At 63.5% G+C, this 24,516-nt stretch carries 24 protein-coding genes; 15 read left to right on the top strand and 9 right to left on the bottom strand.

Annotated elements, in window-relative coordinates; genetic code table 11:
* Window positions 1–28: 28 nt before the first annotated feature.
* Together AC19YX_RS20780 and AC19YX_RS20775 are read right to left on the bottom strand one after the other, a co-directional pair.
* Window positions 29–994, bottom strand: a complete 966-nt coding sequence (locus tag AC19YX_RS20780; RefSeq protein WP_500606899.1) for a FecR domain-containing protein — start codon at window positions 992–994, stop codon at window positions 29–31.
* 22 nt (window positions 995–1,016) lie between these two features.
* Window positions 1,017–1,505 (bottom strand): sigma-70 family RNA polymerase sigma factor, encoded by a 489-nt coding sequence (locus tag AC19YX_RS20775; protein WP_500606898.1) that lies wholly within the window; start codon window positions 1,503–1,505, stop codon window positions 1,017–1,019.
* A gap of 217 nt (window positions 1,506–1,722) precedes the next feature.
* Here AC19YX_RS20775 and AC19YX_RS20770 point away from each other — a divergent pair, with 217 nt between their 5' ends.
* From AC19YX_RS20770 to AC19YX_RS20740, 7 genes are all read left to right on the top strand, one after another.
* Window positions 1,723–2,028 (top strand): DUF3649 domain-containing protein, encoded by a 306-nt coding sequence (locus tag AC19YX_RS20770; protein ID WP_078469890.1) that lies wholly within the window; start codon window positions 1,723–1,725, stop codon window positions 2,026–2,028.
* Complete coding sequence (locus AC19YX_RS20765) at window positions 2,025–3,599, top strand: PepSY-associated TM helix domain-containing protein (protein ID WP_500606897.1); 1,575 nt, start codon at window positions 2,025–2,027, stop codon at window positions 3,597–3,599. Before AC19YX_RS20770 ends, AC19YX_RS20765 begins: the two co-directional genes overlap by 4 nt.
* Window positions 3,600–3,926 (top strand): DUF3325 domain-containing protein, encoded by a 327-nt coding sequence (locus AC19YX_RS20760; protein ID WP_078469892.1) that lies wholly within the window; start codon window positions 3,600–3,602, stop codon window positions 3,924–3,926.
* A gap of 12 nt (window positions 3,927–3,938) precedes the next feature.
* Entirely contained in the window at window positions 3,939–4,517 is a 579-nt protein-coding gene (locus AC19YX_RS20755) for an RNA polymerase sigma factor (RefSeq protein ID WP_078469893.1), read from the top strand.
* On the top strand, window positions 4,514–5,503 hold the full coding sequence (locus AC19YX_RS20750; protein ID WP_500606896.1) for a FecR family protein: 990 nt from the start codon (window positions 4,514–4,516) through the stop codon (window positions 5,501–5,503). The genes AC19YX_RS20755 and AC19YX_RS20750 overlap by 4 nt, the downstream gene beginning before the upstream one ends.
* A gap of 167 nt (window positions 5,504–5,670) precedes the next feature.
* Entirely contained in the window at window positions 5,671–8,106 is a 2,436-nt protein-coding gene (locus AC19YX_RS20745) for a TonB-dependent siderophore receptor (protein ID WP_500606895.1), read from the top strand.
* Window positions 8,106–9,158, top strand: coding sequence for a YncE family protein (locus AC19YX_RS20740; RefSeq protein ID WP_500606894.1), 1,053 nt, complete (start codon window positions 8,106–8,108; stop codon window positions 9,156–9,158). Before AC19YX_RS20745 ends, AC19YX_RS20740 begins: the two co-directional genes overlap by 1 nt.
* Window positions 9,159–9,185: 27 nt before the next feature.
* Here the strand turns inward: AC19YX_RS20740 and AC19YX_RS20735 are convergent, their stop codons facing one another.
* Window positions 9,186–10,061, bottom strand: a complete 876-nt coding sequence (locus AC19YX_RS20735; protein ID WP_201129536.1) for an AraC family transcriptional regulator — start codon at window positions 10,059–10,061, stop codon at window positions 9,186–9,188.
* 221 nt (window positions 10,062–10,282) lie between these two features.
* Between AC19YX_RS20735 and AC19YX_RS20730 the strand changes: the two genes are divergently transcribed.
* Entirely contained in the window at window positions 10,283–11,194 is a 912-nt protein-coding gene (locus AC19YX_RS20730; RefSeq protein ID WP_500606893.1) for a DMT family transporter, read from the top strand.
* 106 nt (window positions 11,195–11,300) lie between these two features.
* Here AC19YX_RS20730 and AC19YX_RS20725 read toward each other — a convergent pair whose 3' ends face one another.
* Window positions 11,301–12,275, bottom strand: coding sequence for a 2-hydroxyacid dehydrogenase (locus tag AC19YX_RS20725; RefSeq protein ID WP_500606892.1), 975 nt, complete (start codon window positions 12,273–12,275; stop codon window positions 11,301–11,303).
* A gap of 166 nt (window positions 12,276–12,441) precedes the next feature.
* Entirely contained in the window at window positions 12,442–13,410 is a 969-nt protein-coding gene (locus tag AC19YX_RS20720) for a LysR family transcriptional regulator (RefSeq protein WP_020298381.1), read from the bottom strand.
* 264 nt (window positions 13,411–13,674) lie between these two features.
* On the opposite strand from AC19YX_RS20720, the gene AC19YX_RS20715 reads away from it, so the two are divergent.
* From AC19YX_RS20715 to AC19YX_RS20690, 6 genes are all read left to right on the top strand, one after another.
* Complete coding sequence (locus AC19YX_RS20715; RefSeq protein WP_078469899.1) at window positions 13,675–15,186, top strand: efflux transporter outer membrane subunit; 1,512 nt, start codon at window positions 13,675–13,677, stop codon at window positions 15,184–15,186.
* Window positions 15,187–15,210: 24 nt separating this feature from the next.
* Window positions 15,211–17,412: an FUSC family protein gene (locus AC19YX_RS20710; RefSeq protein WP_500606891.1), complete on the top strand. Its 2,202-nt coding sequence runs from the start codon at window positions 15,211–15,213 to the stop codon at window positions 17,410–17,412.
* Window positions 17,402–17,602 (top strand): DUF1656 domain-containing protein, encoded by a 201-nt coding sequence (locus tag AC19YX_RS20705; RefSeq protein WP_078469901.1) that lies wholly within the window; start codon window positions 17,402–17,404, stop codon window positions 17,600–17,602. The genes AC19YX_RS20710 and AC19YX_RS20705 overlap by 11 nt, the downstream gene beginning before the upstream one ends.
* A gap of 10 nt (window positions 17,603–17,612) precedes the next feature.
* Window positions 17,613–18,476: an efflux RND transporter periplasmic adaptor subunit gene (locus AC19YX_RS20700; protein ID WP_201129546.1), complete on the top strand. Its 864-nt coding sequence runs from the start codon at window positions 17,613–17,615 to the stop codon at window positions 18,474–18,476.
* A gap of 91 nt (window positions 18,477–18,567) precedes the next feature.
* Window positions 18,568–19,002, top strand: coding sequence for a DUF3592 domain-containing protein (locus AC19YX_RS20695; RefSeq protein WP_500606890.1), 435 nt, complete (start codon window positions 18,568–18,570; stop codon window positions 19,000–19,002).
* A gap of 57 nt (window positions 19,003–19,059) precedes the next feature.
* The gene (locus AC19YX_RS20690) at window positions 19,060–19,455 is read left to right on the top strand and encodes a DUF3592 domain-containing protein (protein WP_500606889.1); all 396 of its coding nucleotides are present in this window, start codon (window positions 19,060–19,062) and stop codon (window positions 19,453–19,455) included.
* 23 nt (window positions 19,456–19,478) lie between these two features.
* On the opposite strand, the gene AC19YX_RS20685 is transcribed toward AC19YX_RS20690, so the two are convergent.
* The 3 genes from AC19YX_RS20685 to AC19YX_RS20675 all read right to left on the bottom strand — a co-directional run bounded on the left by AC19YX_RS20685 (window position 19,479) and on the right by AC19YX_RS20675 (window position 22,015).
* Window positions 19,479–20,510, bottom strand: a complete 1,032-nt coding sequence (locus AC19YX_RS20685; RefSeq protein ID WP_500606888.1) for a sel1 repeat family protein — start codon at window positions 20,508–20,510, stop codon at window positions 19,479–19,481.
* 179 nt (window positions 20,511–20,689) lie between these two features.
* Window positions 20,690–21,514, bottom strand: a complete 825-nt coding sequence (locus AC19YX_RS20680) for an SDR family oxidoreductase (RefSeq protein WP_500606887.1) — start codon at window positions 21,512–21,514, stop codon at window positions 20,690–20,692.
* 36 nt (window positions 21,515–21,550) lie between these two features.
* Window positions 21,551–22,015, bottom strand: a complete 465-nt coding sequence (locus AC19YX_RS20675; protein WP_078469907.1) for a multidrug transporter — start codon at window positions 22,013–22,015, stop codon at window positions 21,551–21,553.
* Between the two features lie 528 nt (window positions 22,016–22,543).
* Here AC19YX_RS20675 and AC19YX_RS20670 point away from each other — a divergent pair.
* A complete protein-coding gene (locus tag AC19YX_RS20670; RefSeq protein WP_500606886.1) occupies window positions 22,544–23,206 on the top strand; it encodes an RES family NAD+ phosphorylase in 663 nt (220 codons plus the stop codon).
* A 30-nt stretch (window positions 23,207–23,236) separates the two neighbouring features.
* Here AC19YX_RS20670 and AC19YX_RS20665 read toward each other — a convergent pair whose 3' ends face one another.
* Window positions 23,237–23,875, bottom strand: coding sequence for a hypothetical protein (locus AC19YX_RS20665; protein ID WP_500606885.1), 639 nt, complete (start codon window positions 23,873–23,875; stop codon window positions 23,237–23,239).
* Window positions 23,876–24,516 lie beyond the last annotated feature (641 nt).

Here is a 24,516-nt window from a genome sequence, read left to right as displayed (position 1 = left end):
CGTTAACCATCGACGTGTCGCCGCGGCCTCAAGCGCGGGCCTGGACCGTGACCCAATAGCGGGTGAAGCGGCGCACTTTGACCGGCAGGCTGATTTCCAGCAGCTCGAGGATCCGTTCGCTGTCGTCCAGTGGATAACTGCCCGAGAGCAGCAGGTCGGCGACCCTGGGATCGCAGTTGACCTGGCCACGTCGATAACGGCCCAGTTCATCGAGAAAATCCGCCAGGCGCATATGGGCCGCCACCAGCATCCCTTCGCTCCAGGCCCCGCTGTTGGCGTCCAGCGCCGTCGGGGTGTCCCAGGCCTGGGCGCTGAAGCTCAGTTGCCGCGCCGGCGGCACCAGCAGGGGGGCACTGTTGAAGGCGTTCGGGCTCAGGCTGACCCGACCGCTGAACACCACCAAGTGGCTGCGCTGTTTGAACTGGCGCAGGTTCAGGCGCGCGCCCTCGGCCTGCACCAGGCCTTCGGCGGTCTGCACCCGCAGCGGGCGGTTGTCGTCGGCGCTGCTGAGCATGATTTCGCCTTCGAGCAGGCGGATCAGCCGCTGCTGGCCGTCGAAGTGCAGGTCCACCGCGCTGTTGGTATTGAGTTGCAGCAGGCTGCCATCGTCCAGGGTCAGCTTGCGCCGCTGGCCCAGCGGGCTGCGGTAGTCGGCCAGCAGCGGCGGCAGCGGGTTGTGCTCGCGCAGGCCCCAGGCCGCGGCAGAACCGGCTCCAAGAATCAGTAGCAGCTTCAGAGCCTGGCGCCGGCTGGAGGACTTTGGCGCATTGAGCGCGGCATGGGCCAGGGGCGAACCCATGCCCCGCAGCCGCTGGTTGACCCGCTGAATATGCTCCCAAGCCCGCTGATGTTCGCTGTGGGCATCGTGCCATTGCTGCCAGGCCTGCTGCTGGCGCGGACTGAGGGCCCCGCTCTGGATTTCGATCAGCCAGTGCACGGCCTGCTCGGCGACCTGGGTCGAGAAGCCCGGCGCACCATTGAAAGGGTTGTTCATAAGGGGGAGGGCATTGAGTGATTCACAGGGCGAAATAGCAGCGCAGGGCGGCCTTGTTCAAGTGACGTTTGACTGTGGCGATGGAAATGCCCAGCGCCTGGGCAATTTCGCCGTAGCTCAGGCCGTCGACCTGGGCCAGCAGAAAGGCGCGCTTGACCGGACGTGGCAAGCCGTCGAGCAACTCGTCAAGTTCAACCAGGGTTTGCAGGATGATCGCCCGGTCTTCCTCGGAGGGCGCCACCAGCTCCGGCATCTGCGCCAGGGTTTCGTAGTAGGCGCGTTCCAGGTCCTGGCGCCGGTAGTGGTTGCACAACACGCGCTTGGCGATGGTGGTGAGGAACGCCCGGGGTTCGTTGATCTGCGGTGTTTCGCGGGCTGTCAGCACCCGCATGAAGGTGTCTTGTGCCAGGTCGGCGGCGTTGTGGGGGCAGCCAAGGCGGCGCCGCAACCAGCCGTTGAGCCAGTTGTGATGCGCGAGATAGAGCACTTCGAGGGTTGAGGCGTGGGCCAAGCGAACGCTCCGGCAGCATACGGATGCTTAAGAGAACAAGAATTGTTCGCATTGTAGGGGCGGGATATGGCATTCGGCAATCAGTGCGGACCGACGGCAAGGCATCGGTTTATCGGCACTTTTTGCGTATGAGAATATTTATCATTAATATTGCCGCTCTTTAAGCTTGCCCCCGGTGCTGTGCGGTGCAGGTTTTTTAACGTTTCCAGGGCGGAACATGAAAAGCAAAGTTGGCGCGACTCCCGTTTCCTATCGCCTGGCCGTGGCCTCGCGGGTGCTGGCGGCGGTGCTCGGCGGTTACCTGCTGGCGGCGTTGGGCAGTGTCTGCCTGACCTTGCTGTTACCCATGCCCAGGATCGATGCGACGGTCAGCGGGATGACGGCCTCGTTTGTGTTCTACCTGCTGGCGGTACTCTGGTGTTTCGCCTGTCGCAGCGCCTGGCGGGCCTGGGCCGGGGTCGCGGGCGCCTGCCTGGTGCTGGCGCTGATCGCCGGCCTGGCCTACTGGATGGCGCGCCCATGAAAGAGGGTTTTCGTCAGTCCATGGCCTGGCTGCACACCTGGAGCGGGTTGGTGTTTGGCTGGCTGCTGTTTGCGATTTTCTTCACCGGGACCCTGTCGTATTTCAAGGCGGAAATCAGCCACTGGATGCAACCGGAAGTCCCGGCCCGGGCAGTCAGCACCGACAGCAGCCTGGCCCTGGCCCAGGGCTACCTGCAGCAACATGCCAATGGCGCCGGGCGCTGGTTCATCAACCTGCCGGATGCCCGTGAACCGGCGCTGTCGGTGATGTGGCAGGGCCCGGTCAAGCCCGGCGAGCGCGGCGCCTTCACGGAAAAACTCCTCGATCCGGCCACCGGCAGCGAAATCCAGGCCCGGGATACCCGGGGCGGCGAGTTTTTCTACCGCTTCCACTTCCAGCTGCAAATGCCCCACCCCTGGGGTCGCTGGCTGGCGACCAGCGCCGCGATGGTGATGTTCGTCGCCTTGATCAGCGGGATCATCACCCACAAGAAAATCTTCAAGGACTTCTTCACCTTCCGCCCGCGCAAGGGCCAGCGCTCATGGCTCGACGGGCATAACGCGGTGGGTGTCCTGGTGTTGCCGTTTCACCTGATGATCACCTACAGCAGCCTGGTGATCTTTATGACCATGGTCATGCCGGCCAGCATTCTCACGGCTTATAACGGTGACACCCGGGCGTTTTTCAATGAGGCGTTTCCAGGCACCAACAATGCGCCGGCCTCGGGCAAACCGGGGGTGCTGATGCCTATGGGGCCGATGGTGGAGCAGGCGCGGCAGCAGTGGTCGGGCGGGCACATTGGGCGGATCGCGGTGAACAATCCCGGGGACGAAAACGCGTCGGTGAACGTGTTCCGCCACAGTGCCGATCAGGTGGTGCACGACTTTGGCAGCGTGATCTCGTTCAACGGCGTGACCGGCGAACTGCTCAGGGTATCCCCCGAACAGTCGTTGCCGACGGCCATCGCCGGCAGTTTCTATGGGCTGCACATGGGGGTGTTTGCCGGGCCGGTGTTGCGCTGGCTGTACTTTATCTGCGGTCTGGCCGGTACGGCGATGATCGGCACCGGGCTGGTGATCTGGCTCGGCAAGCGCCAGCTGAAGCACGCCAAGAGTGGGGTCATGCCGTTTGAGCTGCGGCTGGTGGAGGTGCTGAATATCGCCAGCATGTCGGGCCTGGTGTTGGCGGTCGCGGCGTTTTTCTGGGCCAATCGCCTGTTGCCGGCAGGTTTTGCCGAACGGGCGGACTGGGAGGTCAATAGCTTCTTCATGGTCTGGGGCTTGAGCCTGGTGCATGCCGCCGTGCGCCGTGGGCGGCGGGCCTGGGTCGAGCAATTGGGCCTGGCCGCGCTGCTGTTCGCCGCGGTGCCGCTGCTCGACCTGTTGACCGCACCCGCCGGCCTGGCCGGCAGTGACTGGATGCTCGCCGGATTCGACCTGACCTGCCTGGGCAGCGGTGTATTCCTGGCCTGGGCCGCCTGGAAAATGCAGCGCTCGTCCCACTCCAAGCCCAGCCCACAGCCGCGAGCCGAACGGCCACGGCCGCTGACGCTCAAGAACGAGGTGAACTGAATGCTGCTCGCCGTGCTGCTGTGCTACGCCGGGTTTGCCGCTTTGTGCCTGTCGATGGATCGTCATCACAGCGATCTGCTGGGGCGCAAGGCCTCGGCAGGGCGCCGCCAGGGTTTGAGGCTGGGCGGCTGGTCACTACTGGGGCTTTCGTTGTGGGCGGCGGTGGCCGCTGCCGGTTGGGGCCTGGGGTTGGTGCAGTGGTGCGCAGTGTTGATGCTCAGTGCCTTGCTGCTGGTGCTGCTGTTGCCCTATCGCCCGCGCCTGGCCTTGTGGCTGGCTGCCCTGGGCTTGCTGGCCAGCCCGCTCGCCGCTGTTGCGCAGCTTTAAGCGGACCGGCCGATGATCATCAGTCCCCCTCCGGAACACCCTGACCCCGACCGCCCGGAAGCCTCGGGCAGTCGTGCGCATTTTCTGCAGGTGTTTTTGTCCCAGCGCCCGCAGATGGAGGCCTTGGTCAGCCGTCGCGTAGGCTGCCGGGCGACGGCGGCCGACCTGGTGCAGGATTTGTTCCTGCGCTTCTGGCGCCGGCCGCTGGTGCAGGTCGAAGAGCTCAGCACCTACCTGCTGCGGTGCGCCGGCAACATTGCTATCGACCATTTGCGCAGCGAGGGCGCGCGGGTCCGGGTCAATGAAAGCTGGCTGCCGGAGCAGCAGGATCACTACAGCGCCGAGCCGCAAGCAGCGCTGGAGGCGGGCAATGATCTGCGCCATGTCGAGGCGGCGCTGCGCAGCCTGCCGGAGCGTACGCGGCAGATCTTTTTGCTCAACCGCATCCATGGCCGCAAGTACGCACAAATCGCCAAGGCCATGGGTTTGTCCCAAAGCGCCGTGGAAAAACATATGATGCGCGCCCTCGAAGCCTGCAAGGCCAGCCTGCGGGAACCCTCGACCACGCGAACGCCAGGGAAAGCACCGTGAACAGTATTGCTCGCGTCACCCCGACGCCGGCCCAGGAGCAGGCTGCCCTGGCCTGGCTCAGCCTGTTGCATGACCAGCCCAGCAGTGGCGATCAGGCCACATTCAGCCAATGGCTGCAGGCTGATCCGGCGCATATCGAAGCCTATGCCCAGGCCCAGGTGCTGTGGGAACTCAGCGAAGTGCCGGCGCGGACCCTGGCTCGGGAAGATGAATTTGCCCTGCAGGGTTACTTGCGGGAGATGGATCGGGCCCAGGGCCGTTCGCGGCGCCGTTGGGCTGCCGGGTTGGCGATGGCCGCCTGTTTGCTGCTGACGATCAGCATGGGGGGCGGCTGGCAGCCACAGCGCTGGGTCGACGATTTTGGTGCCGACTATGTCTCGGCCCCGGGGCAGGTGCGCACCGTGACCCTGGCCGATCAGTCCCAGGTGACCCTGGATGCCGACAGCGCGATTGCCGTGGACTTCACCCAGGGCGAGCGCCATGTGCAACTGCGCCGGGGGGCCGGTTTTTTCAGCGTGACCCACACCGGCCAGCCGTTTGTGGTCGAGGCCGACAGCGGCCGGGTGCAGGTGCTGGGCACCCAGTTCGAAGTGCGGCTGCAACCGGCCGGGGCCCAGGTGACCGTGCTCTCCGGACGCGTGGGCGTGACCCCGCAACAGGGCGCGAACCAGGAGGTGCTGGGCGCGGGCCAGCAGTTGGCGTATGCCGATGGCGTCAGCCAGGCGCTGCATGGTGTCGACAGTGAGGCGCACCTGGCCTGGCGCCAGGGTTGGCTGAACTTCTACAAGCAACCCCTGGCCGAGGTGATCAAGGACCTGGGGCGCTACTACCCGGGACGGATCCTGCTGCTCAACGATGAACTGGGCGCCCGCCGAGTCAGCGGCAACTTCCCCAGCCAGGACCCGCAGGCGGTGCTCGACTCCCTGCAAGGCGTGCTTGGCTTTCAACAGCATCAACTGCTGGGCCGCGTGATTATCCTGCGCTGATGCCGGGTCGTTGGGTGTCAGGTAGATGAAGGGCGTTCAGTAGCCCAAACGCACCGGCTCGAAAATATTTTCATTTTTTTGCTGAGGTAAACCCGGGCGGCATTCGTGTAGTGCTTGAAAGTGCGAGTCATTCGCATCCGTAGCGGTTCTACACACAGGTCTCGAGCATGAAGTCCAGGGCACACATGGCGGCAAGCGGTTCGGTTAAAGGGTGGTTCGGCGCGTCGGCGCTGGCGGTTTCGGGCTTGGCCATGCTGCCGTTGAGCGTGGCCCTGGCGGCCGATGCCGGCAGCGCGCAACACAGTGCAGTGTTCAATTTCGCCATCGCCGCCAAGCCGCTGCCCCAGGCCCTGAGCGATTTCAGCCGGGTCACCGGGATCAGCGTGGTGTACACCGATGAGGCCCCCTATGGCCTCCAGGCCCCGGCCGTCAGCGGTTCATTGAGCGCCGAGCAGGCCATGCAGCGCCTGCTGGGCAATTCCGGGCTGAGCTTCCGTCGCACCGACGCCCACACCCTGGCCCTGGAACCGCAGCCTACCGCCGGTGCGCTGAACCTGGGGGCGACCACCATCACCTCCGTGGTCGCGGCCGACAGCACCAGCTACCAGCCACCGGCTACCACCTCGATCGCCCGCTCCCAGGCTCTGAACCAGGAGATCCCGCAGATCATCAACGTGGTGCCGGCCCAGGCCATGCGCGACCAGGCGCCGCGCAACCTGGACGATGCCCTGACCAATATCAGCGGCATCACCCAGAGCAACACCCTGGGCGGCACCCTGGATGCGGTGATGATCCGCGGGTTTGGCGACAACCGTAACGGCTCGATCATGCGCGACAGCATGCCGGTGATGCAGGGGCGCGCCCTGAATGCCACCGCCGAGCGGGTCGAGGTGCTCAAGGGCCCGGCGTCCCTGCTCTACGGCATTCAGGACCCGGGCGGCGTGGTCAATATTGTCAGCAAAAAGCCCCAGCTCGAGCAGTACAACGCCGTGACCGTACGCGGCTCCAGCTATGGCTCGGGCAAGAACGGCAGCGGTGGCAGCCTCGACAGCACCGGCGCCCTGGGGGACTCCGGGCTGGCCTATCGGATGATTGTCGACCACGAGGATGAAGACTACTGGCGCAACTTCGGCACCCACCGCGAGACGCTGGTGGCGCCGTCCCTGGCCTGGTACGGCGAAGACACCAAAGTGCTGCTGGCCTACGAGCACCGCGAGTTCCTGACCCCGTTCGACCGTGGTACCGCCATCGACCCCAGGACCAACCACCCGCTGGACATTCCGGCGACCCGCCGCCTGGACGAACCGTTCAACAACCTGGAAGGGCGCTCGGACCTGTATCGATTTGAGGTCGACCATGACCTCAACGACAACTGGAAGGCGCATTTCGGCTACAGCTGGAACCGCGAAACCTACGACGCCAGCCAGGTGCGCCTGACGGCCGTCAATAGCAACGGCACCCTGACCCGCACCATGGACGGCACCCAGGGCGCCCTGACCACCGACCGTTATGCCACCGCCACCCTGCAAGGCAAGACCGAGCTGGCCGGGATGCAGCACGACCTGGTGTTCGGCCTGGACGATGAGTACCGCAAGATTTACCGCGCCGACCTGATTCGCGGCACCGCGTCGACCTTCAACTACCTCAACCCGGTGTATGGCCAGCAAGTGGCGGGTACTGCCGTGCGCGCCGCCGACAGCGACCAGACCGATCTGCTGCGTACCGATTCGCTGTTCTTCCAGGACTCGATCCACCTCACCGACCAGTGGATTCTGGTGGGCGGTGCGCGCTTCCAGGAGTACGACCAGTACGCGGGTCGGGGCCGTCCGTTCCACGCCAACACCGACACCAACGGTCAGAAGTGGGTGCCGCGCGCCGGCCTGGTGTACCGCTACACCGACGCGCTGTCGTTCTATGGCAGCTACACCGAATCCTTCAAGCCCAACTCCAGCATCGCGCCTCTGGGCGGCGGCAATGTGGTGCTCGATGGCAGCATCGAACCGGAGGAAGGCAAGTCCTGGGAGCTGGGGGCCAAGCTCGACCTGCCGGGGCGCATCACCGCCAGCGCGGCGCTGTTTGATATCACCAAGCGCAACGTGCTGGTGACCACCGCGACCGCCACCGACACCGTGACCAGCGTTGCTGGCGAAGTGAAGTCCCGCGGCCTGGAAATGGACCTGACCGGCCAGCTCACCGAGCAATGGAGCCTGATCGGCAGCTACGCCTACACCGACGCCGAAGTGACCAAGGACACCCAATACGAAGGCAAGCGTTTGCAGAACGTGGCCAAAAACACCGGTTCGCTGTCGGCGGTGTATGACTTCGGCAGCCTGATCGGCGGCGACCGCCTGCGGGTCGGCGCCGGTGCGCGCTATGTCGGCGAACGGGCCGGCGATGCGCCCAACAGCTTCGACCTGCCGGCCTACACCGTGGCCGACGCCTTCGCCACCTACGACACCAAGGTCGAAGGGCAGAAGGTCAAGTTCCAGCTCAACGTGAAGAACCTGTTCGACAAGACCTACTACACCTCGTCGGCGAGCCGCTTCTTTGTGTCCATGGGCGATTCGCGTCAAGTGTCGCTGTCCAGCACCCTGGAGTTCTGATGAAGGCCTGGAACCTGTTGAGCCTGGCCCTGGTCCTCAACGCGGGCGCCTGGGCGGCGCCCGCTAGCGACGATCGGGGTTATCACCGGGAGCATCGGGTCACGCTGCCCGGGTCCGGCTCCAGCTGGGGTTTTATCGCCCTGGACCCAAGCCGGCCGTACCTGTACCTGGCGCGGCGGGAAAACGGCCTGAGCGTGTTCGATGTGGACCAGCAACGGCCAGTGAAGACCCTTGAGCAGTCTGCAGGCGCCAATGGCGTGGTGCTGGTGCCGGAGCTGGATCGCCTGTTGCTGCTCAACACCGATGGCAGCCTGGGGGTGGCGCAGTTATCCACCCTCAAGCCGCTGAAGCGTATCGCGGTGGCCCGCAGCAACCTCAACAGCGCGGTGTACGACCCCGGCACCGGGCAGGTGATCATCGTCAGCGGCCGGCGCGCCGACCGCTCGACCCTGTACGTGTTCGACCCCCGGCAGGAGCGCATCGTCGCCGCCCATGAGTTCGCGGTGAAGAAGATCGACCCGTTGCTGCTCAAGGGCGATGGCAGCTTCTTCATGCCGATGCGTGATGAAGGCCAGGTGGCGCGCTTGTCGACCAGCAGCTTCGCGGTACTGGACACCTGGCGCTACCCGCAATGCAGCCGGCCCAGTGCCCTGGCCCAGGACGCCGAGCGCGGCCGGTTGTTTATCGCCTGCCGCGGTGAGCAGCCGCAGTTGCTGGTGGTGGACCGCGACAGCGGTGCGCTCAAGGCCAGCCTGCCAATTGGGCGTGACGTCAACGCGCTGGCGTATGACCCGCAGCAGCGCCTGTTGCTGATCCCCAGCGGAGTGGACGCCAGCCTGACCCTGGTGGACCAGCTGGACGCCGATCACTACCGCCTGCGCAGCAGCGTCAGCACCACGCCGATGGCCTACAACATGGCGTTCGATCCGGGCAGCAAACGGGTGTACCTGGCGGCGATGGACTTTACCCAGCCGCTGGATCAAACCTCACCGGCGAAGGCGGATCCGCTGTTTCATGCCAATACCTTCAGCGTGCTGACCCTGGCGCCCTGAGGCCGGTCTGCGGCGGGCTCAGTTGGCTCAGCGGGCGAGGGCCTGGCGATACTCTCCGGGCGTGCCGCCCAGGGTCTGGCGAAAGCGGTTGGTGAAATGGCTGGCGCTGGAGAAGCCGCAGGCCAGGGCAATTTCGCCCAGGGCCAGGGAGGTACTGCGCAGCAAATGCCGGGCCTGGGCCAGGCGCCGGGCCAGCACATACTGGTGCGGCGGCAGGCCGAAGCTTGCGCGGAACATCCGCGCAAAATGGTATTCCGACAACGCGCACAACCCGGCCAACTGCCCGAGGCTGATGGGTTCGCCCAACTGGCTGTCGATGTACTCCACCAGATGCCGGCGCTGGTGCGCGGCCAGCCCGCCCTTCAAGCGCAGGCCCTGGCGCAGGCCGACCTGGTTGAGCAGCGCGTGGCTGAGCATTTCGTGGGCCACGCTGCTGGTCAGCAGGCGTTCGGCGGGTTCGTCCCAGTTGAGCTGGATCAGGCGGCGAAAGCGCCGGGCCTGAAGCGGGTCATCGAGGAAGGTGCTTTCGCGCAGTTGCAGCTCGCGGGGTTCGCGGTCGAGCAGGGTGACGCAGCCCAGGGCGAATTGTTCGGGGCTGAAATACAGGTGCGCCAGGCGGATTTCACCGTTGATCACCCAGGCTGATTGATGTTCGGCGGGGAGGATGCACAGTTTGTCCGGCCCGCCCGTGGTGCCCGGTTGCTCGCGGCGAAAGGTCCCGGTGCCGCCGGCGATGTAGCACGACAGGGTGTGGTGGCTGGGGGCCTCGTAGTCCTGGGCGTCGTGGTGGTTGCTCCACAAGGCTGCAGCCAGGCCGTCACCGAGCTCGGCGCTGTGCTCGAGGCGAGCATTGGGCGAGCGGTTGAGGGCTTGGAAGACTTGCAGGGTTTCCAGTGCGGGCATGGTCTGTACGTCGTTGAAAAATGAGTGCGCCACGATCCTGTAGCCGCTGCCGTTGGCTGCGCACGGCCCGGGGGGGAGGGCGATGGCGCGGCCTTCAAGGCTTTGCATCCTACTCCGTAGACAGGGCGCTGCCAGCTGCCGATCCGACAAAAGCGCAAGTTTATGCAAGCGTGCGCGGTGCATGGGGCCTGACACTGCAAGCCGAACTCAGGAGTAGCGCCATGAACCTTGCCTTGTATTTGCTCACCGTTCTGATCTGGGGCACCACCTGGATCGCCTTGAAACTGCAACTGGGCGTGGTGGCGATTCCGGTCTCGATCGTCTACCGCTTCGGCCTGGCGGCGCTGATCCTGTTCGTATTGCTGCTGCTCAGCCGCAAACTGCAGGTGATGAACCGGCGCGGGCACCTGATCTGCCTGGCCCAGGGCGTGTGCCTGTTCTGCATCAACTTCATGTGCTTCTTGCACGCCAGCCAGTGGATCCCCAGCGGTCTGGTGGCGGTGGTGTTTTCCACGGCAACCCTGTGGAACGCGCTGAATGCCCGGGTGTTCTTCGGCCAACGGGTGGCGCGTAACGTGCTGCTGGGTGGCGGCCTCGGCCTGTTGGGCCTGGGGCTGTTGTTCTGGCCGGAGCTGGTGGGCCACAGCGCCAGCCCGCAAACCCTGCTGGGCCTTGGGTTGGCCTTGCTCGGCACCCTGTGTTTCTCGGCGGGCAACCTGCTGTCCAGCCTGCAACAGAAGGCCGGGCTCAAGCCGCTGACCACCAACGCCTGGGGCATGGCCTACGGCGCGGTGATGCTGGGAGTGTATTGCCTGGTCCAGGGCGTGCCGTTCGCCATGGAATGGAACACGCGCTATATCGGCTCGCTGCTGTACCTGGTGATCCCGGGCTCGGTGATCGGTTTTACCGCCTACCTGACCCTGGTCGGGCGCATGGGCCCGGAACGCGCCGCCTACTGCACCGTGCTGTTTCCGGTGGTGGCGCTGAATGTGTCGGCCTACGCCGAAGGCTATCAGTGGACCGCTCCGGCACTGGCCGGGCTGGTCCTGGTGATGCTGGGCAACGTGTTGGTGTTTCGCAAACCGAAACCGGCCTTGGCCGTCACACCTGGGAATCTGCGCCCTGCTGCCTGAGTGCAACCTGTAGCCATTGCGCGGATGCAGGCCAGGTCGCTGAGCATGGGGGCATGGCTTGCAGAACCGCCGGGTTCCAGGGGCATGGCGCCCCTGGACGTGCCCCTCAGCCCTTCCAGGTCTGCGGGTTGACCAGATCCTGAGGGCGCTCACCGAGCAAGGCGCTGCGCAGGTTATCCACCGCGCGATTGGCCATGGCCTCACGGGTTTCGTGGGTCGCCGAGCCAACGTGGGGCAGGGTTACGGCGTTTTTCAGTTGGAACAACGGCGATTCGGTCAGCGGCTCCTTCTCGTAGACGTCGAGCCCGGCACCGCGAATCTGACCTTTCTGCAGGGCCTCGATCAGCGCCGGCTCATCCACCACCGGGCCGCGGGAGATATTCACCAGGATCGCGCTCGGCTTCATCAGCGCCAGTTCACGCTGGCTGATCAGGTGTTTGGTCTTGTCACTGAGGGGCACCACCAGGCACACGAAATCGGCTTCGGCCAGCAGTTGATCCAGGCTGCGGAACTGCGCCCCGAGCTCCTGTTCCAGCTGGGGCTTGCGGCTGTTGCCGCTGTACAGGACCGGCATGTTGAAGCCCAGGCGGCCGCGACGCGCCACGGCGGCACCGATGTTGCCCATGCCGACGATGCCCAGGGTCTTGCCGTGCACGTCGCTGCCAAACAGCGAAGCGCCAACGCTGGCCTGCCACTGGCCGGCCTTGGTCCAGGCGTCCAGCTCGGCCACCCGGCGTGCGCTGCTCATCAGCAGGGCGAATGCCAGGTCGGCGGTGCTTTCAGTGAGCACGTCCGGGGTGTTGGTGAGCATGATCCCGCGTTCGTTGAAGTAGCCCAGATCGTAGTTGTCGTAACCCACCGAGACGCTGGACACCACTTGCAGTTTGGCGGCGTTTTCCAGCTGGGCGCGGCCCAGTTTGCGGCCGACGCCAATCAGGCCGTGGGCCTGGGGCAGGGCTTCGTTGAACTGCGCGCTGATATCACCCTGCTTGGGGTCGGGCACGATCACGTCGAACTCCTGGCGCAGGCGTTCGATCATCTCGGGAGTGATGCGGCTGAAGGCAAGTACGGTCTTTTTCATCGCGGGAAAGCTCGACAGGCGGGAGAGAATGCCAAGCAAGCTAACATTCTCGACAGCTTTTTTGTAGCCGCTGGCCATTGGGAGCGCCTGGGGGCATCAGGGGTGTTTGCCCTGATGCGGATGGCCAGCGCAGCCTGGCGGCAGCGGTTACAGCGGTTGAGCAGGCTCAGTTGGTCAGGCGTGCACCGGCCAGGCTGCCGCTGAGTTCGTAGGCGGCGAGTTCGGCCTGGTGCGCGGCGAGGATCTCCGGCAGGGAGCCGCGCAGGTACTCGACCCAGGTCTTGATCTTGGCGTCCAGGTACTGGCGCGAAGGGTAGATGGCGTACAGGTTCAGCTCCTGGGAGCGGTACTGCGGCATGACCCGCACAAGGGTGCCGTTGCGCAGCCCTTCGATGGCGGCGTACACCGGCAGTACGCCGACGCCCATGCCGCTGGTGATCGCGGTTTTCATCGCGTCGGCGGAGTTCACCAGGAACGGCGAGCCATTGATGGTCACCATTTCCTGGCCTTCCGGGCCGTCGAAGGTCCACTTTTCCAGGGGGATGACCGGGCTCACCAGGCGCAGGCAGGCGTGGTTCAGCAGATCGATGGGCTTGTTCGGGCAGCCGTTGGCTTTTACATAGGCCGGCGAGGCACAGACGATGCTGTAGGTGATCCCCAGGCGCTGGGAGACAAACCCCGAATCCGGCAGCTCGCTGGCGAGCACGATGGACACGTCGTAGCCCTCGTCCAGCAGGTCCGGCACGCGGTTGGCCATGGTCAGGTCGAAGGTTACGTCGGGGTGGGTCTTGCGATAGCGGGCGATGGCGTCGATCACGAAGTGCTGGCCGATACCGGTCATGGTGTGCACTTTCAATTGCCCGGCGGGGCGGGCATGGGCGTCGCTGGCCTCGGCCTCGGCTTCTTCGACGTAGGCCAGGATCTGCTCGCAGCGCAGCAGGTAGCGTTTGCCGGCCTCGGTCAGGGCGATGCGTCGAGTCGTACGGTTAAGCAAGCGGGTTTGCAGGTGGGCCTCAAGGTTGGAGACCGCGCGCGAGACATTGGCTGTGGTGGTGTCCAGTTGCACGGCGGCGGCGGTGAAACTGCCGGCCTCGGCGACACAGCTGAAGGCGCGCATGTTTTGCAAAGTGTCCATGGGGTGCTCTCAAGGGAGATGGCAAATTGTGACACGAAGTTTCAGTGTTTACAGGGGCTTGGGGATACGACCAATGGATTATCGCGTTTACGGTAACAAAGATTCACAGGAAACCCACCTTATCGCAATCGAGGCCGCCCCCTAGAATTGCCGCGATCTGCAGGAGCCTGTCGTGCAATGCGTTGTCCCAGACGCATCGTGTCGCCCACCAGACGGCCCCTGCCAGAGAGTTGCCCCTCCCCCCGATCTCAGGAATTCGCAGCAGTGCCGCCTCGCATCAGCAGAGAGTTGAAGACTCTCAGTGTTTGGGCTTTATCGTTAGCAATCAGCGGCTGCATCGGAACCGGAGGCATAGCGCCCCAAGGCACGCTACTTCCCGCCAATACCCTGGCCACCGACGAGGCGATTCAGAGCGCCGCCCAGGACGCCCACTGGCCCAGTGCCCAGTGGTGGCAGGCCTATGGCGACCCGCAGCTGGACCAATGGGTCGACCTCGCCCTGCAAGGCAGCCCGAGCATGGCCATGGCCGCCGCCCGGGTGCGCCAGGCACGGGCCCTGGCCGGTGTCGCCGAATCTGCCGAATCGCTGCAGATCAAGGGCGATGCCAGCCTCAAGCGCCACAATTGGCCCACTGATCAGTTCTACGGTCCCGGTGACCTGGCCAACAGCACCACCTGGGACAACAACGCGGCCCTGGGCCTGAGCTATGCCCTGGACCTCTGGGGGCGCGAAAGCAACGCCAGCGAACGCGCCGTGGACCTGGCCCACATGAGCGCCGCCGAGGCGCGCCTGGCCCAGTTGGAGCTGTCGAACAATGTGGTACGGGCCTACATCCAGCTGTCGCTGCACTACGCCCGGCGCGACATCGTGCAGGCGACCCTGAAGCAGCAACAGCAGATTCTCGAGTTGGCGCAAAAGCGCCTGGACGCGGGCATCGGCACTCACTTCGAAGTCAGCCAGGCCCAAACCCCGCTGCCGGAAACCCATCGCCAGATCGACGCCCTGGATGAAGAAATCGCCCTGACCCGCAACCAACTGGCGGCCCTGGCCGGCAAAGGCCCGGGGGCCGGCGCGCAACTGCAACGGCCAACCCTGGCCCTGGGCGCCGCACTGCGCCTGCCATCGGCCTTGCCCGCGCAGTTGCTCGGCCAGCGCCCGGATGTGGTCGCCAGCCGCTGGCAAGTGGCGGCCCAGGCCCGTGGCATCGATGTGGCCCACGCCGGCTTCTACCCCAACGTCGACCTGGTGGGCAGCCTCGGCTACATGGCCACCGGCGGCGGTGCGCTGGAGTTCCTCACCGGCAAGAAACTCACCTACAACGTCGGCCCGGCCATCAGCCTGCCGATTTTCGACGGCGGGCGCCTGCGTGCCGAACTGGGTGAAGCCTCGGCCGGCTACGACATCGCCGTCGCGCACTACAACCAGACCCTGGTCAATGCGCTGAAAAGCATCTCCGACCAGTTGATCCGCCGCGAGTCCATGGATAAGCAGCAAGGCTTTGCCGCCGAGTCGGTGGCGTCGGCGCAGAAAACCTATGACATCGCGATGATCGCCTACCAGCGCGGCCTCACCGACTACCTCAATGTGCTGAACGCCCAGAGCCTGTTGTTCCAGCAGCAACAGATCCAGCAGCAGGTGCAGGCGGCGCGGCTCACGGCCCATGCCGAGCTGGTGACGGCCCTGGGCGGCGGCCTGGAGGCGGGGCGCGATGTGCCAGCGGACGTCAAGATCCAACCGAGCAAGACCCCGGCGGCCCTGGCCGTCTTTGACCACTGATCGCTGACGACTGAGAAGGACCCAATGACTCCCTTGCCTGCACCTTTGCGCTGGCTGCACTCCCTTGAATGGCGCCGGGGTTTCTTTGACTGGGCGCGCAGCGACGGCGTGACCTGGGTCTACATCTTCAAGGTGCTGACCGCCGCGTTCCTCACCTTGTGGCTGGCCATGCGCCTGGAGCTGCCGCAGCCGCGCACCGCGATGATCACCGTGTTTATCGTGATGCAGCCCCAGAGCGGCCAGGTGTTCGCCAAGAGTTTCTACCGCTTCCTGGGGACCCTGACCGGGTCGGCGGTGATGGTCGCGCTGATTGCCCTGTTCGCCCAGAACACCGAGCTGTTCCTCGGCTGCCTGGCGATCTGGGTCGGCATCTGTTCGGCCGGCGCGGCGCGTTATCGCAACTTTCGCGCCTACGGTTTCGTGCTGGCCGGCTACACCGCCGCCATGGTCGGCCTGCCGGCCCTGGCCCATCCGGACGGGGCCTTTATGGCGGCCGTGTGGCGGGTGCTGGAGATCTCCCTGGGGATTCTCTGCTCGACCCTGGTCAGTGCCGCGATCCTGCCGCAGACCGCCAGCGCCGCGATGCGCAATGCCCTGTACCAGCGCTTCGGGGTGTTTGCCCTGTTTGTCACCGATGGCCTGCGGGGACGCAGCCAGCGCGAGGCGTTCGAGAGCGGCAACGTGCGCTTTATCGCCGAGGCGGTGGGCCTGGAGGGCCTGCGCAGCGTCACGGTGTTCGAAGACCCGCACATGCGCCGGCGCAACGGCCGCCTGAGTCGCCTGAACAGCGAGTTCATGAGCATCACCACCCGCTTCAACGCCTTGCACCAATTGCTCGAGCGCCTGCGTGGCAGCGGTGCCGACTCTGTGGTGGGCGCGATCAAACCCGGGTTGCAGGACCTGGCCGAACTGCTGGACGGTTTCTCCGGCCGGGCCCTGACCAGCCCCGACGCGGCGCGCCTGGCCACGGCCCTGGCGGCCTACAAGGCCGAGCTGCCGGCCCGGGTGCGCAGCCTGCGGGCGCAGTTCCAGGAACTGCAGCCCAGTGACGCCGAGCAGATGGATTTCCACACCGCCTACGAACTGCTGTACCGCTTTGTCGACGACCTGCACGGCTACGCCCAGACCCACGCCTCGCTGGCCGACCACAGCCATGAACGCGAGCGCTGGGACGAACCCTTCACCCCGCAGACCAACTGGCTGGCCTCCGCCGCCTCGGGGATCCGCGCGGCCTTCGTGCTGGTGGTACTGGGCAGTTACTGGGTGGCCACGGCCTGGCCCAGCGGCGCCACCATGACCCTGATCGCCGCCGCCACCATCGGCCTGTCGGCGGCCACGCCGAACCCCAAACGCATGGCGTTCCAGATGGCGTGCGGGACCTTTATCGGGGCGATCATCGGCTTTGTCGAAATGTTCTTCGTGTTCCCCTGGATCGACGGCTTCCCGCTGTTGTGCGTGATGCTGGCGCCGGTGATCGTGCTGGGCTCGTTCCTCACCTCGCGTCCGCAATACGCCGGGGTCGGCCTGGGGCTGCTGATTTTCTTCAGCACCGGCTCGGTGCCGGACAACCTCACGGTCTACAACCCCTACAGCTTTATCAACGACTACATCGCCATGGTCATGGGCATGCTGGTGTGTGCGGCGGCCGGGGCGATCATCCTGCCGCCCAACAGCCGCTGGCTGTGGCGCCGACTCGAACAAGACCTGCGCGGCCAGGTGGTGTACGCCATCAGCGGCAAGCTCAAGGGTCTGGCCTCCAGCTTCGAGAGCCGAACCCGCGACCTGCTGCACCAGGCCTATGGCCTGGCGGTGGGGCAGCCCCAGGTGCAGCGCGAGCTACTGCGCTGGATGTTCGTGGTGCTGGAAGTCGGCCACGCGATCATCGAATTGCGCAAAGAGCAGGCGATCCTGCCGGTGCACCCGGCCTATGCCCAATCCCAGCCGTGGCGCCAGGCGATCCGGGTCATGGGCCGCTCGCTGGTGCGACTGTTCCTGCAACCGAGCCAGAGCAACCTGGAGCGCGGCCTGATCGCGGTCGACCACGCCATCAGCCGGGTCCAGGCCACCGATGAGCCCTTTGCCCCGCACTTCGACACCTCGGCCCTGCGCCGGGTGAAAAGCTACCTGCACTTTATCCGCAGCTCATTGCTCGACCCCCAGTCGCCGCTGGCGGCCTATGCCACGCCGCGCCCCGTTGCTGTCCAAGGACCCGAACATGCCTCGTGAAATCGCCTTCCACGGCGTTTACATGCCGACCATGACCCTGATGTTTTTTGTCGCCGCGGCCCTGGCCTGGGCCCTGGACCGGTTTATCGCCGGCTACGACCTGTACCGCTTTTTCTGGCACCCGGCGCTGCTGCGCCTGAGCCTGTTCACCTGTCTGTTCGGCGCCATGGCGCTCACTGTTTACCGTTGAGAGTGACCCGATGAAAAAGTTCTTCAGCCTGCTCGCGACCCTGCTGGTGCTGGCCCTTGCCCTGTGGATCGGCCGCACCCTGTGGGAGCACTACATGAACACCCCCTGGACCCGCGATGGTCGGGTGCGGGCGGACATCATCAACGTCGCCGCCGACGTCACCGGCGAAGTGGTCGAGGTGCCGGTGCGTGACAACCAGTTGGTGAAAAAAGGCGACCTGCTGATGCAGATCGACCCCGAGCACTACCGCATCGCGGTCAAGCAGGCGCAATCGCTGGTGGCTTCGAAAAAGGCCACCTGGGAGATGCGCAAGGTCAACGCCCACCGCCGCGCCGACCTGGACAACCTGGTGATCTCCAAGGAAAACCGCGACGACGCCAGCAACATCGCCGACTCGGCCCTGGCCGATTACCAGCATGCCCAGGCGCAACTGGACGCCGCCGAACTCAACCTCGCGCGCACCCAGGTACGGGCGGCGGTGGACGGTTATGTCACCAACCTCAACGTGCATCGCGGTGACTACGCGCGCATCGGCGAACCGAAAATGGCCGTGGTCGACATGAACTCGTTCTGGGTCTACGGCTTCTTCGAAGAAACCAAGTTGCCCCACGTGCGGGTGGGCGATAAAGCCGACATGCAACTGATGAGCGGCGAAGTGCTCAAGGGTCATGTGGAAAGCATCTCCCGCGGCATCTACGACCGCGACAACCCGGAAAGCCGCGAGCTGATCGCCGACGTCAACCCGACCTTCAACTGGGTGCGCCTGGCCCAGCGGGTGCCGGTGCGTATCCACATCGATGAAGTGCCGGACGGCGTGCTGCTGGCGGCGGGCATCACCTGCACCGTGGTAGTCAGGCAGGAGGGGGAGCAATAGGGGCGGAATGGCAGCCGTTGCACAAAACGGTTGCTGCTGCCTGTAGCCGCTCTCTATATTCGCCGCACTTTGTTGAGCAGGGATGACGTGGGTGAGGATTTTTCCAGGGAGTATTTTTTTACTGGCGGCACTGGCTTTCGGCGCCGGTGCCGTGCATTTCTTCCACCAGTTTGCCGATTACCGCCTCAATGGCCTGCCCAGTGTCGGCACGGTGCTTCGGGTCACGGTGTACCCGGTGCACAACGGCGGCAAGTCCAGCTACACCCGATACACCGATGTCCAGTTCGCCACGGCCGAGGGCACGCTGATCAAGCACAGCTTTCACGATGAGTTGTCCGGGGCGAAAGAGGGCGACCAGGTCGACCTCCTGTATAAACCTGAGAACCCCCAGGACGTGGTTTCGGCCAGTTGGCTGACGTTGTTTTTCGGGCTGATGATGACGCTCGGGGCCCTGGCCGGGCTGCTGGCGTTTTCGTCGTTTACGCCCATGAAAGCGCCGCCGCAGGGGCCGCCCGTCGAGCCCTGAACCGGGCGTTGAAAGAGCGTAGGGCGTCAGCTGTTGAAGCAGATCAGGAGTGTGCAGGTGCGATATATCGCGAAGTTTTTCTTTTTACTGATGGTGCTGGGCAGTGGGCTGGGTATTTATCATACGTCCCGCGATTTTTTTGCCCTCAGGCTCAACGGCGTTTATGCGCCGGCCCAGGTGCTGAGCTTTTCCAGTTCGCGGATGGTCGGGGTGCAGGGCGGCACCAGCTATATCTCCTCCAGAACCGTGTCCTATGTCACCGCTGACGGCACGCTGCTGACCCATGATTTCAAAAGTCAGTTTTCCAAATCCAAGGTCGGCGACACGGTGGGGGTGTTCTACAACCCCGGCAACCCTGCCGAGGTCATCCCCGATACCTGGAACGGGCTGTTTATCATCGCGCTGCTGGGGGCCCTGGCCCTGACGGCATTGGGCGCGATGCTGGTCATTTGAGGGCGGGCCGGTCACTAGCGCCGTTACTGCTTGCGCTTGGCCAGGATGGTTTTGGCCTTGGCGACGATCTCTTCCACGCTCAGCTCATCATTGATCAGCAAAGCATGCAGCGCCGGGTCCTGCCACAGGTCCACGGCCGGGCCGGTAGTTTGCACACTGCGGGCAATCAATGCGTAGGCCATCACCTGGCCACGGGTGTGGAACTGCGGGTAGAGGTCCTGCATGTCCACCAACTGGGCCACGAACGCACGCCGTTGCACAGGGGACATGCCCTCGAACACCTGCGGGTGGCTGTAGTACAGATCCGCTGAGCTGATGGCGATGACGATCTTGCGCAGCGCCTCCTTGATATCCTTTTCGGGCGTGAGTTGGCTGAGCAGTTGGGTGTAGTGCTGCTCGCCTTCGGCAATTTGCTGCGGGCTCATTTTGCGCTTCACTGCCTCGACTGTTTCTGCATCATCCAGGACCCTGGCCCAGGCATAGGCCACCGGGAAATTGCCCTGGTCGCGGCTCCAACGCACCATGTCCTGTTGCGAGTCCTGGTCGCCGTGCCGAGCGGCGCGCTCGAGCCAGCCCATGGCCAATTCCTTGTTCGGTGCAATGCCCAGCTTGCCCACGCTGTAGAGGTCGGCCAGGCCTGCTTCCGCGCAGGATTCATTGTGCTTGGCGGCGTAAGCGATGTAGTTGAAGGCTTCACTTTTGTCATAGTCGTTTTGCCTGGCGCCGACAATGCCGGCCAGGACGCACAGGCTCGTGGTGTAGCGAGGGGCGGCCATGATCAGGCAACTGCGAGCCATTTTTATTTCCTTGCTGGCCTGCAAGGTACGGCCTGCGCCATAGAGCAGATCGTCCTCATCGCTCAGTCGGCTGCCGAGGCCGAGCAGCAACTCGCTGTCCATATCCGGCGTGCAGTACGGGTTGGCCTCGACCTTGGGCAGGATCTGTTCGAGGCTCAAGTCCGGCAGGGAGTTATTGAGTTTCTCGTCCGGTGACGCGGCATTGCAGCCCACCAGCAGACTGAAGATGGCCAAGGGCAGCAGGCTACGACATTTCAATGGAGAGTCCCTGAGGTTCAATCGAGTAAAAGCGAGGACGCCAGGAGGGCATGAGCAGGGGCGGGGTGCAGCCGTTCCGTGCTTGAGGTGCCGCTTCCCTGCGATTTGAGTGCGCGCATTCTACGGGCATCGGCGCTGCGCACAACGCTGTCATGCGCATGATGGCCGGCGTTGAACGATCAGAGCCTGGCGCTCAATCCGAAACGCTTCATCAGCACCTTGTCCAGCAGCCCCTTGGGCAATAGCGCGGCCAGCAGCGGCAGCGCACGGCTGCCATTGCCGATCCGCACCAGGCGCGGCGGCGAGTCCTGCTGCACGGCCTTGAGCAGGTGGGCGGCGAATTCGCTGGCGGGGGTCGGTTTGTCCTGGGAGGCCTTGGCCCGGTTGCGAATCCCTTCCCGCAGCGGCCACCAGGGCGATTGCTCGTTGATCAGTTGCTCGGCTTCATGCCCGGCATTGCGGGCGAAGCTTGAGGCAATGGCCCCGGGCTGGACTTCCATCACGCGGATGCCGAACGGCGCCAGCTCCATGCGCAGCGCGTCGCTCAGGGCATGCACCGCCGCTTTGGAGGCGCAGTAGGCACCGGCAAAGGGCGTCACCAGCACTCCGGAAACGCTGCCGATATTCACCACCAGCCCCCGGCTGCGGCGCAGCACCGGAAACAGCGCCCGGGTCACCCCGACCACCGAGAACACATTGGTTTCGAACTGGCGCTGCATGGCTTCGACGCCACCGTCGAGCAGCGGGCCCATGGCGCCGTAGCCGGCATTGTTGATCAGTACGTCGAGGCCGCCGTACTGCTGGTTGATCTGCTCGCCCAGGGCACTGAGGGCCGGGCCGTCATTCACATCCAGTTGCAGTGCGGTAAAACCTGCGGCGTGCAGGGCTGCCACATCCTCACCCTTGCGTGCGGTGGCCAGGACAGTGAAACCGGCGTTTTTGAAAACGTCGGCCAGGGCGCGGCCAATACCGCTGGAACAACCGGTGATCAACGCGACGGGCATGGCGCGGTCCTTGTGCTGGAAGAGGGGAGGGAGCAATCAGTCGGAGAAACTACCCTGCAAACGCTCGGCGCGAAACTCCAGGGTCTGCGGGCGGTAGCCGGGGCGCAGAGGCGGCAGCGGCAAGCAGTCTTCCCAGTTGGCGCCGGCTTGCAACTCGCCGGGGCCGCGATAGCGCGGGGCGCTGTACTGGTTGTCGGCAAGATTGACCGTATCCCCCGGGGCGTAGGCGGCGATGCGCCAGCGCAATTCGATCAGGGGCACGTCGTTGCCGTTGTTCATCTTCAACTGCAAGGGGCGGTCGGCCGGGCAGGCTTGGGGAGCGTAGGCGATGCGCAGTTCCAGGCGCGCCAGTTGCTGGGCTTCGCGGTTGTCGAGCCAGACCACCCAGCAGGCCACCAGGCCCAGGCCAAAAGCTGCCGCCAGGGACACGGGCAGGGCTTTGGCGGGGTAGCGCAGGAGCAGGATCAACCAGGTGATGACCAGCAGAACGCCGATGAACATGACATGCGCCTCGGGGAAGAGAGGGGGACATCCTACCTAAGCGTAGGTGGGGTTGGCGATGAGGGATGGCTTTGATCAGGGGCTTTTGCAAATGGGCGAAAGTTTAACGGTGTTTCAGTTATAGGGTCAGCCATAGAGCTTATCCAGAAGTTTCCAGGGTGAAGATGGTTTTTATCAAATAAGAGCAGGAAAAAACATTGGGTTTTATTTGTATCAAATAATCTGGGCGGTTTTTTGTTAACTAAGGTGTCCCCCAAGGTTCATGGAGTTGGCTGTCTGTATTAATTGATGTAATTGTTTGGTGGGCATAGTTTTTTTATTGTTTTTTAATATAAAAATGTCTGGAAAGGTCTTGGGTTTTGAGATTGAATCAGCACCAAGATCAGCCTTGGATAGCTGTTTTAATCAGGCGCATGTCATGAGCTGCATAAGGGTTACATGGCGTTTCAATTGATGTGAGCAATCTTTGAACGTGCTAATGGAAAAGCCCAGTGCAAAAAAACAACCTTATTAGAGGCCCAATAATTGATGACCAAGAAAAAGACTACGTTCGAAGTAGCTAAGCAGGAAGTTCATGCCGCCCTTTCAATGCACGATCTGCCAACCAGGCTCATCGCTGAGCGAATGTCGGTATATCGCGTACAAGAACAACAGTATTCTGACCCGCTTTATTACAATCGCAATTCGGACACCCGCTACGGCGATCCTCAGAAGAAAATCGGCACCTGCTATGTTTCCTTCAGCGATAGGGTGGCACTTGCGGAAACGTTGCAACATGGAAGGTCTGGGGCAGGAAGCCCTGTTTTGCAGTCCGAAGTAGAGGAAAGGTCACTGCACCATCTTCAAACCACTCGCCAGTTGGTGGTGGTCGATGCGGCGGCATTGGCTCGCAACGCTGGCAAAACCCTTGGCGCAATCGTCAAGTCGCGCGGACAGGGCGATGAAGGTTATGCCTACACGCAAACCCTGAGTGGCGTTGTCATGCGCTGGCAACCTGCTGTCGACGGCATCCTCTATCCCTCGCAGGTGTATCCCATCACGGCAAGCCTGGAGGGGTGCAATCTGGTGTTGTTTGAAGGCCGGCCTACTCAACTGGTCGCAGTGAGTAAGCAGTCGTTGGGAAGTGTGGTGCTTTCTAATGGGGAAACGGTCGGTGAGTTGTTGAATCGCATGCGGGTTCCAATCGAGTGAGAATGAGTTGGCCCTTTAATGGCGCCGATTTCACTTGCCCATGGTCAATCTGTTTTGGAAGTCGCGAACAATTATTTCAAAAGCATCCTTGTTGGAGAGAAGTGTGTACCTAGGCTGCAGGTTTTGTGGCTCCCCTGGGTTGGAGAAGTCCATGTCCTGGGCTAAATAACCCAAAAGCACATTGGTTTTCGCACCCTCTTTGGAGTCGATGGCTATGGCCTTGGTCAACTTGCCAATGTCTGCAATCACGGCGTTGTTCTTGAACTGGAACGCAGGGTAGTGCTTACGAGTACCTTCGGTATAAGCAATGACCTGTCCGGCCTGGACTCTCTTGTTAAGCGCTTGCCGAGAGATGCCGAGGATTTCGCAGACGGTTTTAGAGTCAAGCAGTTCGTAGGTTTTCTTAACGTTTTCAAATGAAAGCGCTTTGCCTTTTGTATAGGCAATTTGATTACGTACCTGGGGGCTCAGCTGTTGGGTGCCGACTTTTTTCAGGAGTGCCTGAAGTGCGTCGAAATAGGTTTCTTCTGCCCCATGGTTGGCTATTTCCATAAGAAGCGGCTGAGACAGGTTGTCCAGGAAGTTTTCAAAACCCTCCATCAGTGCAGCCTTGGCAGCCTCTTGTGAATGGATTGGCTGTTGAGTGGGTTTGCCAATGGCAGTCTTCATTTTTCCCCTCCCGTGCGGGTGGTTTTTCAGTGACCTTAGGCTAGCTCCCTATTTTTTATGCGTCAATGCGTCAATGTGACAACTCGTCAATTTGTTGATTTCGAATTCGCCAGCAGTGTACGCAGCAGGATGGCATTCGCGTGGGGTTGCACGATCCGCTGTCTGTAGCCGCGGCCGCCAGGCTGCGCTGGACGGGATAGGTGCTGGGTGTGTCAGGAAGGATTGCTGTAGCGGTAGCGTGGGGAGAATGTGGTTGGAGTACATATCCATTGCTGCGGTAACGGCGGCTTAGGGTTTCGCCCTTACGGCGAGTCCCTTTTGTCAAACGCCACAAAAGGAACCAAAAGGTCTCGCCCCGAGCGTACGGCCCTCGCTGCGCTCGGGTTCCCTCGTTCCGGCGTCCCTCAGGGGGCATCGCTACTAGCGATGTCCTCGACTGCGTCGAGGGGCGCTACGCGCCATTCCCCTGATGAACACCTCCACTCGGCCTGCCGAAGGGGGCGGGTAGATCAAGATCAAACGCCTGTTGGCGCGCCCTACCGGGCGGCGCCTCTGGGGCATTGGAGGCAGAAATTTTGAGTAGGCGAGAGGCCTCGGACCTGTAATCGCTGCCGCAGGCTGCGTACGACACCGCGCAGGCG

This window comes from Pseudomonas sp. MF09150, assembly GCF_059862355.1.
The sequence above is the reverse complement of the archived record's forward strand: the minus strand, read 5'-3'. Positions and strand labels throughout refer to the sequence as shown.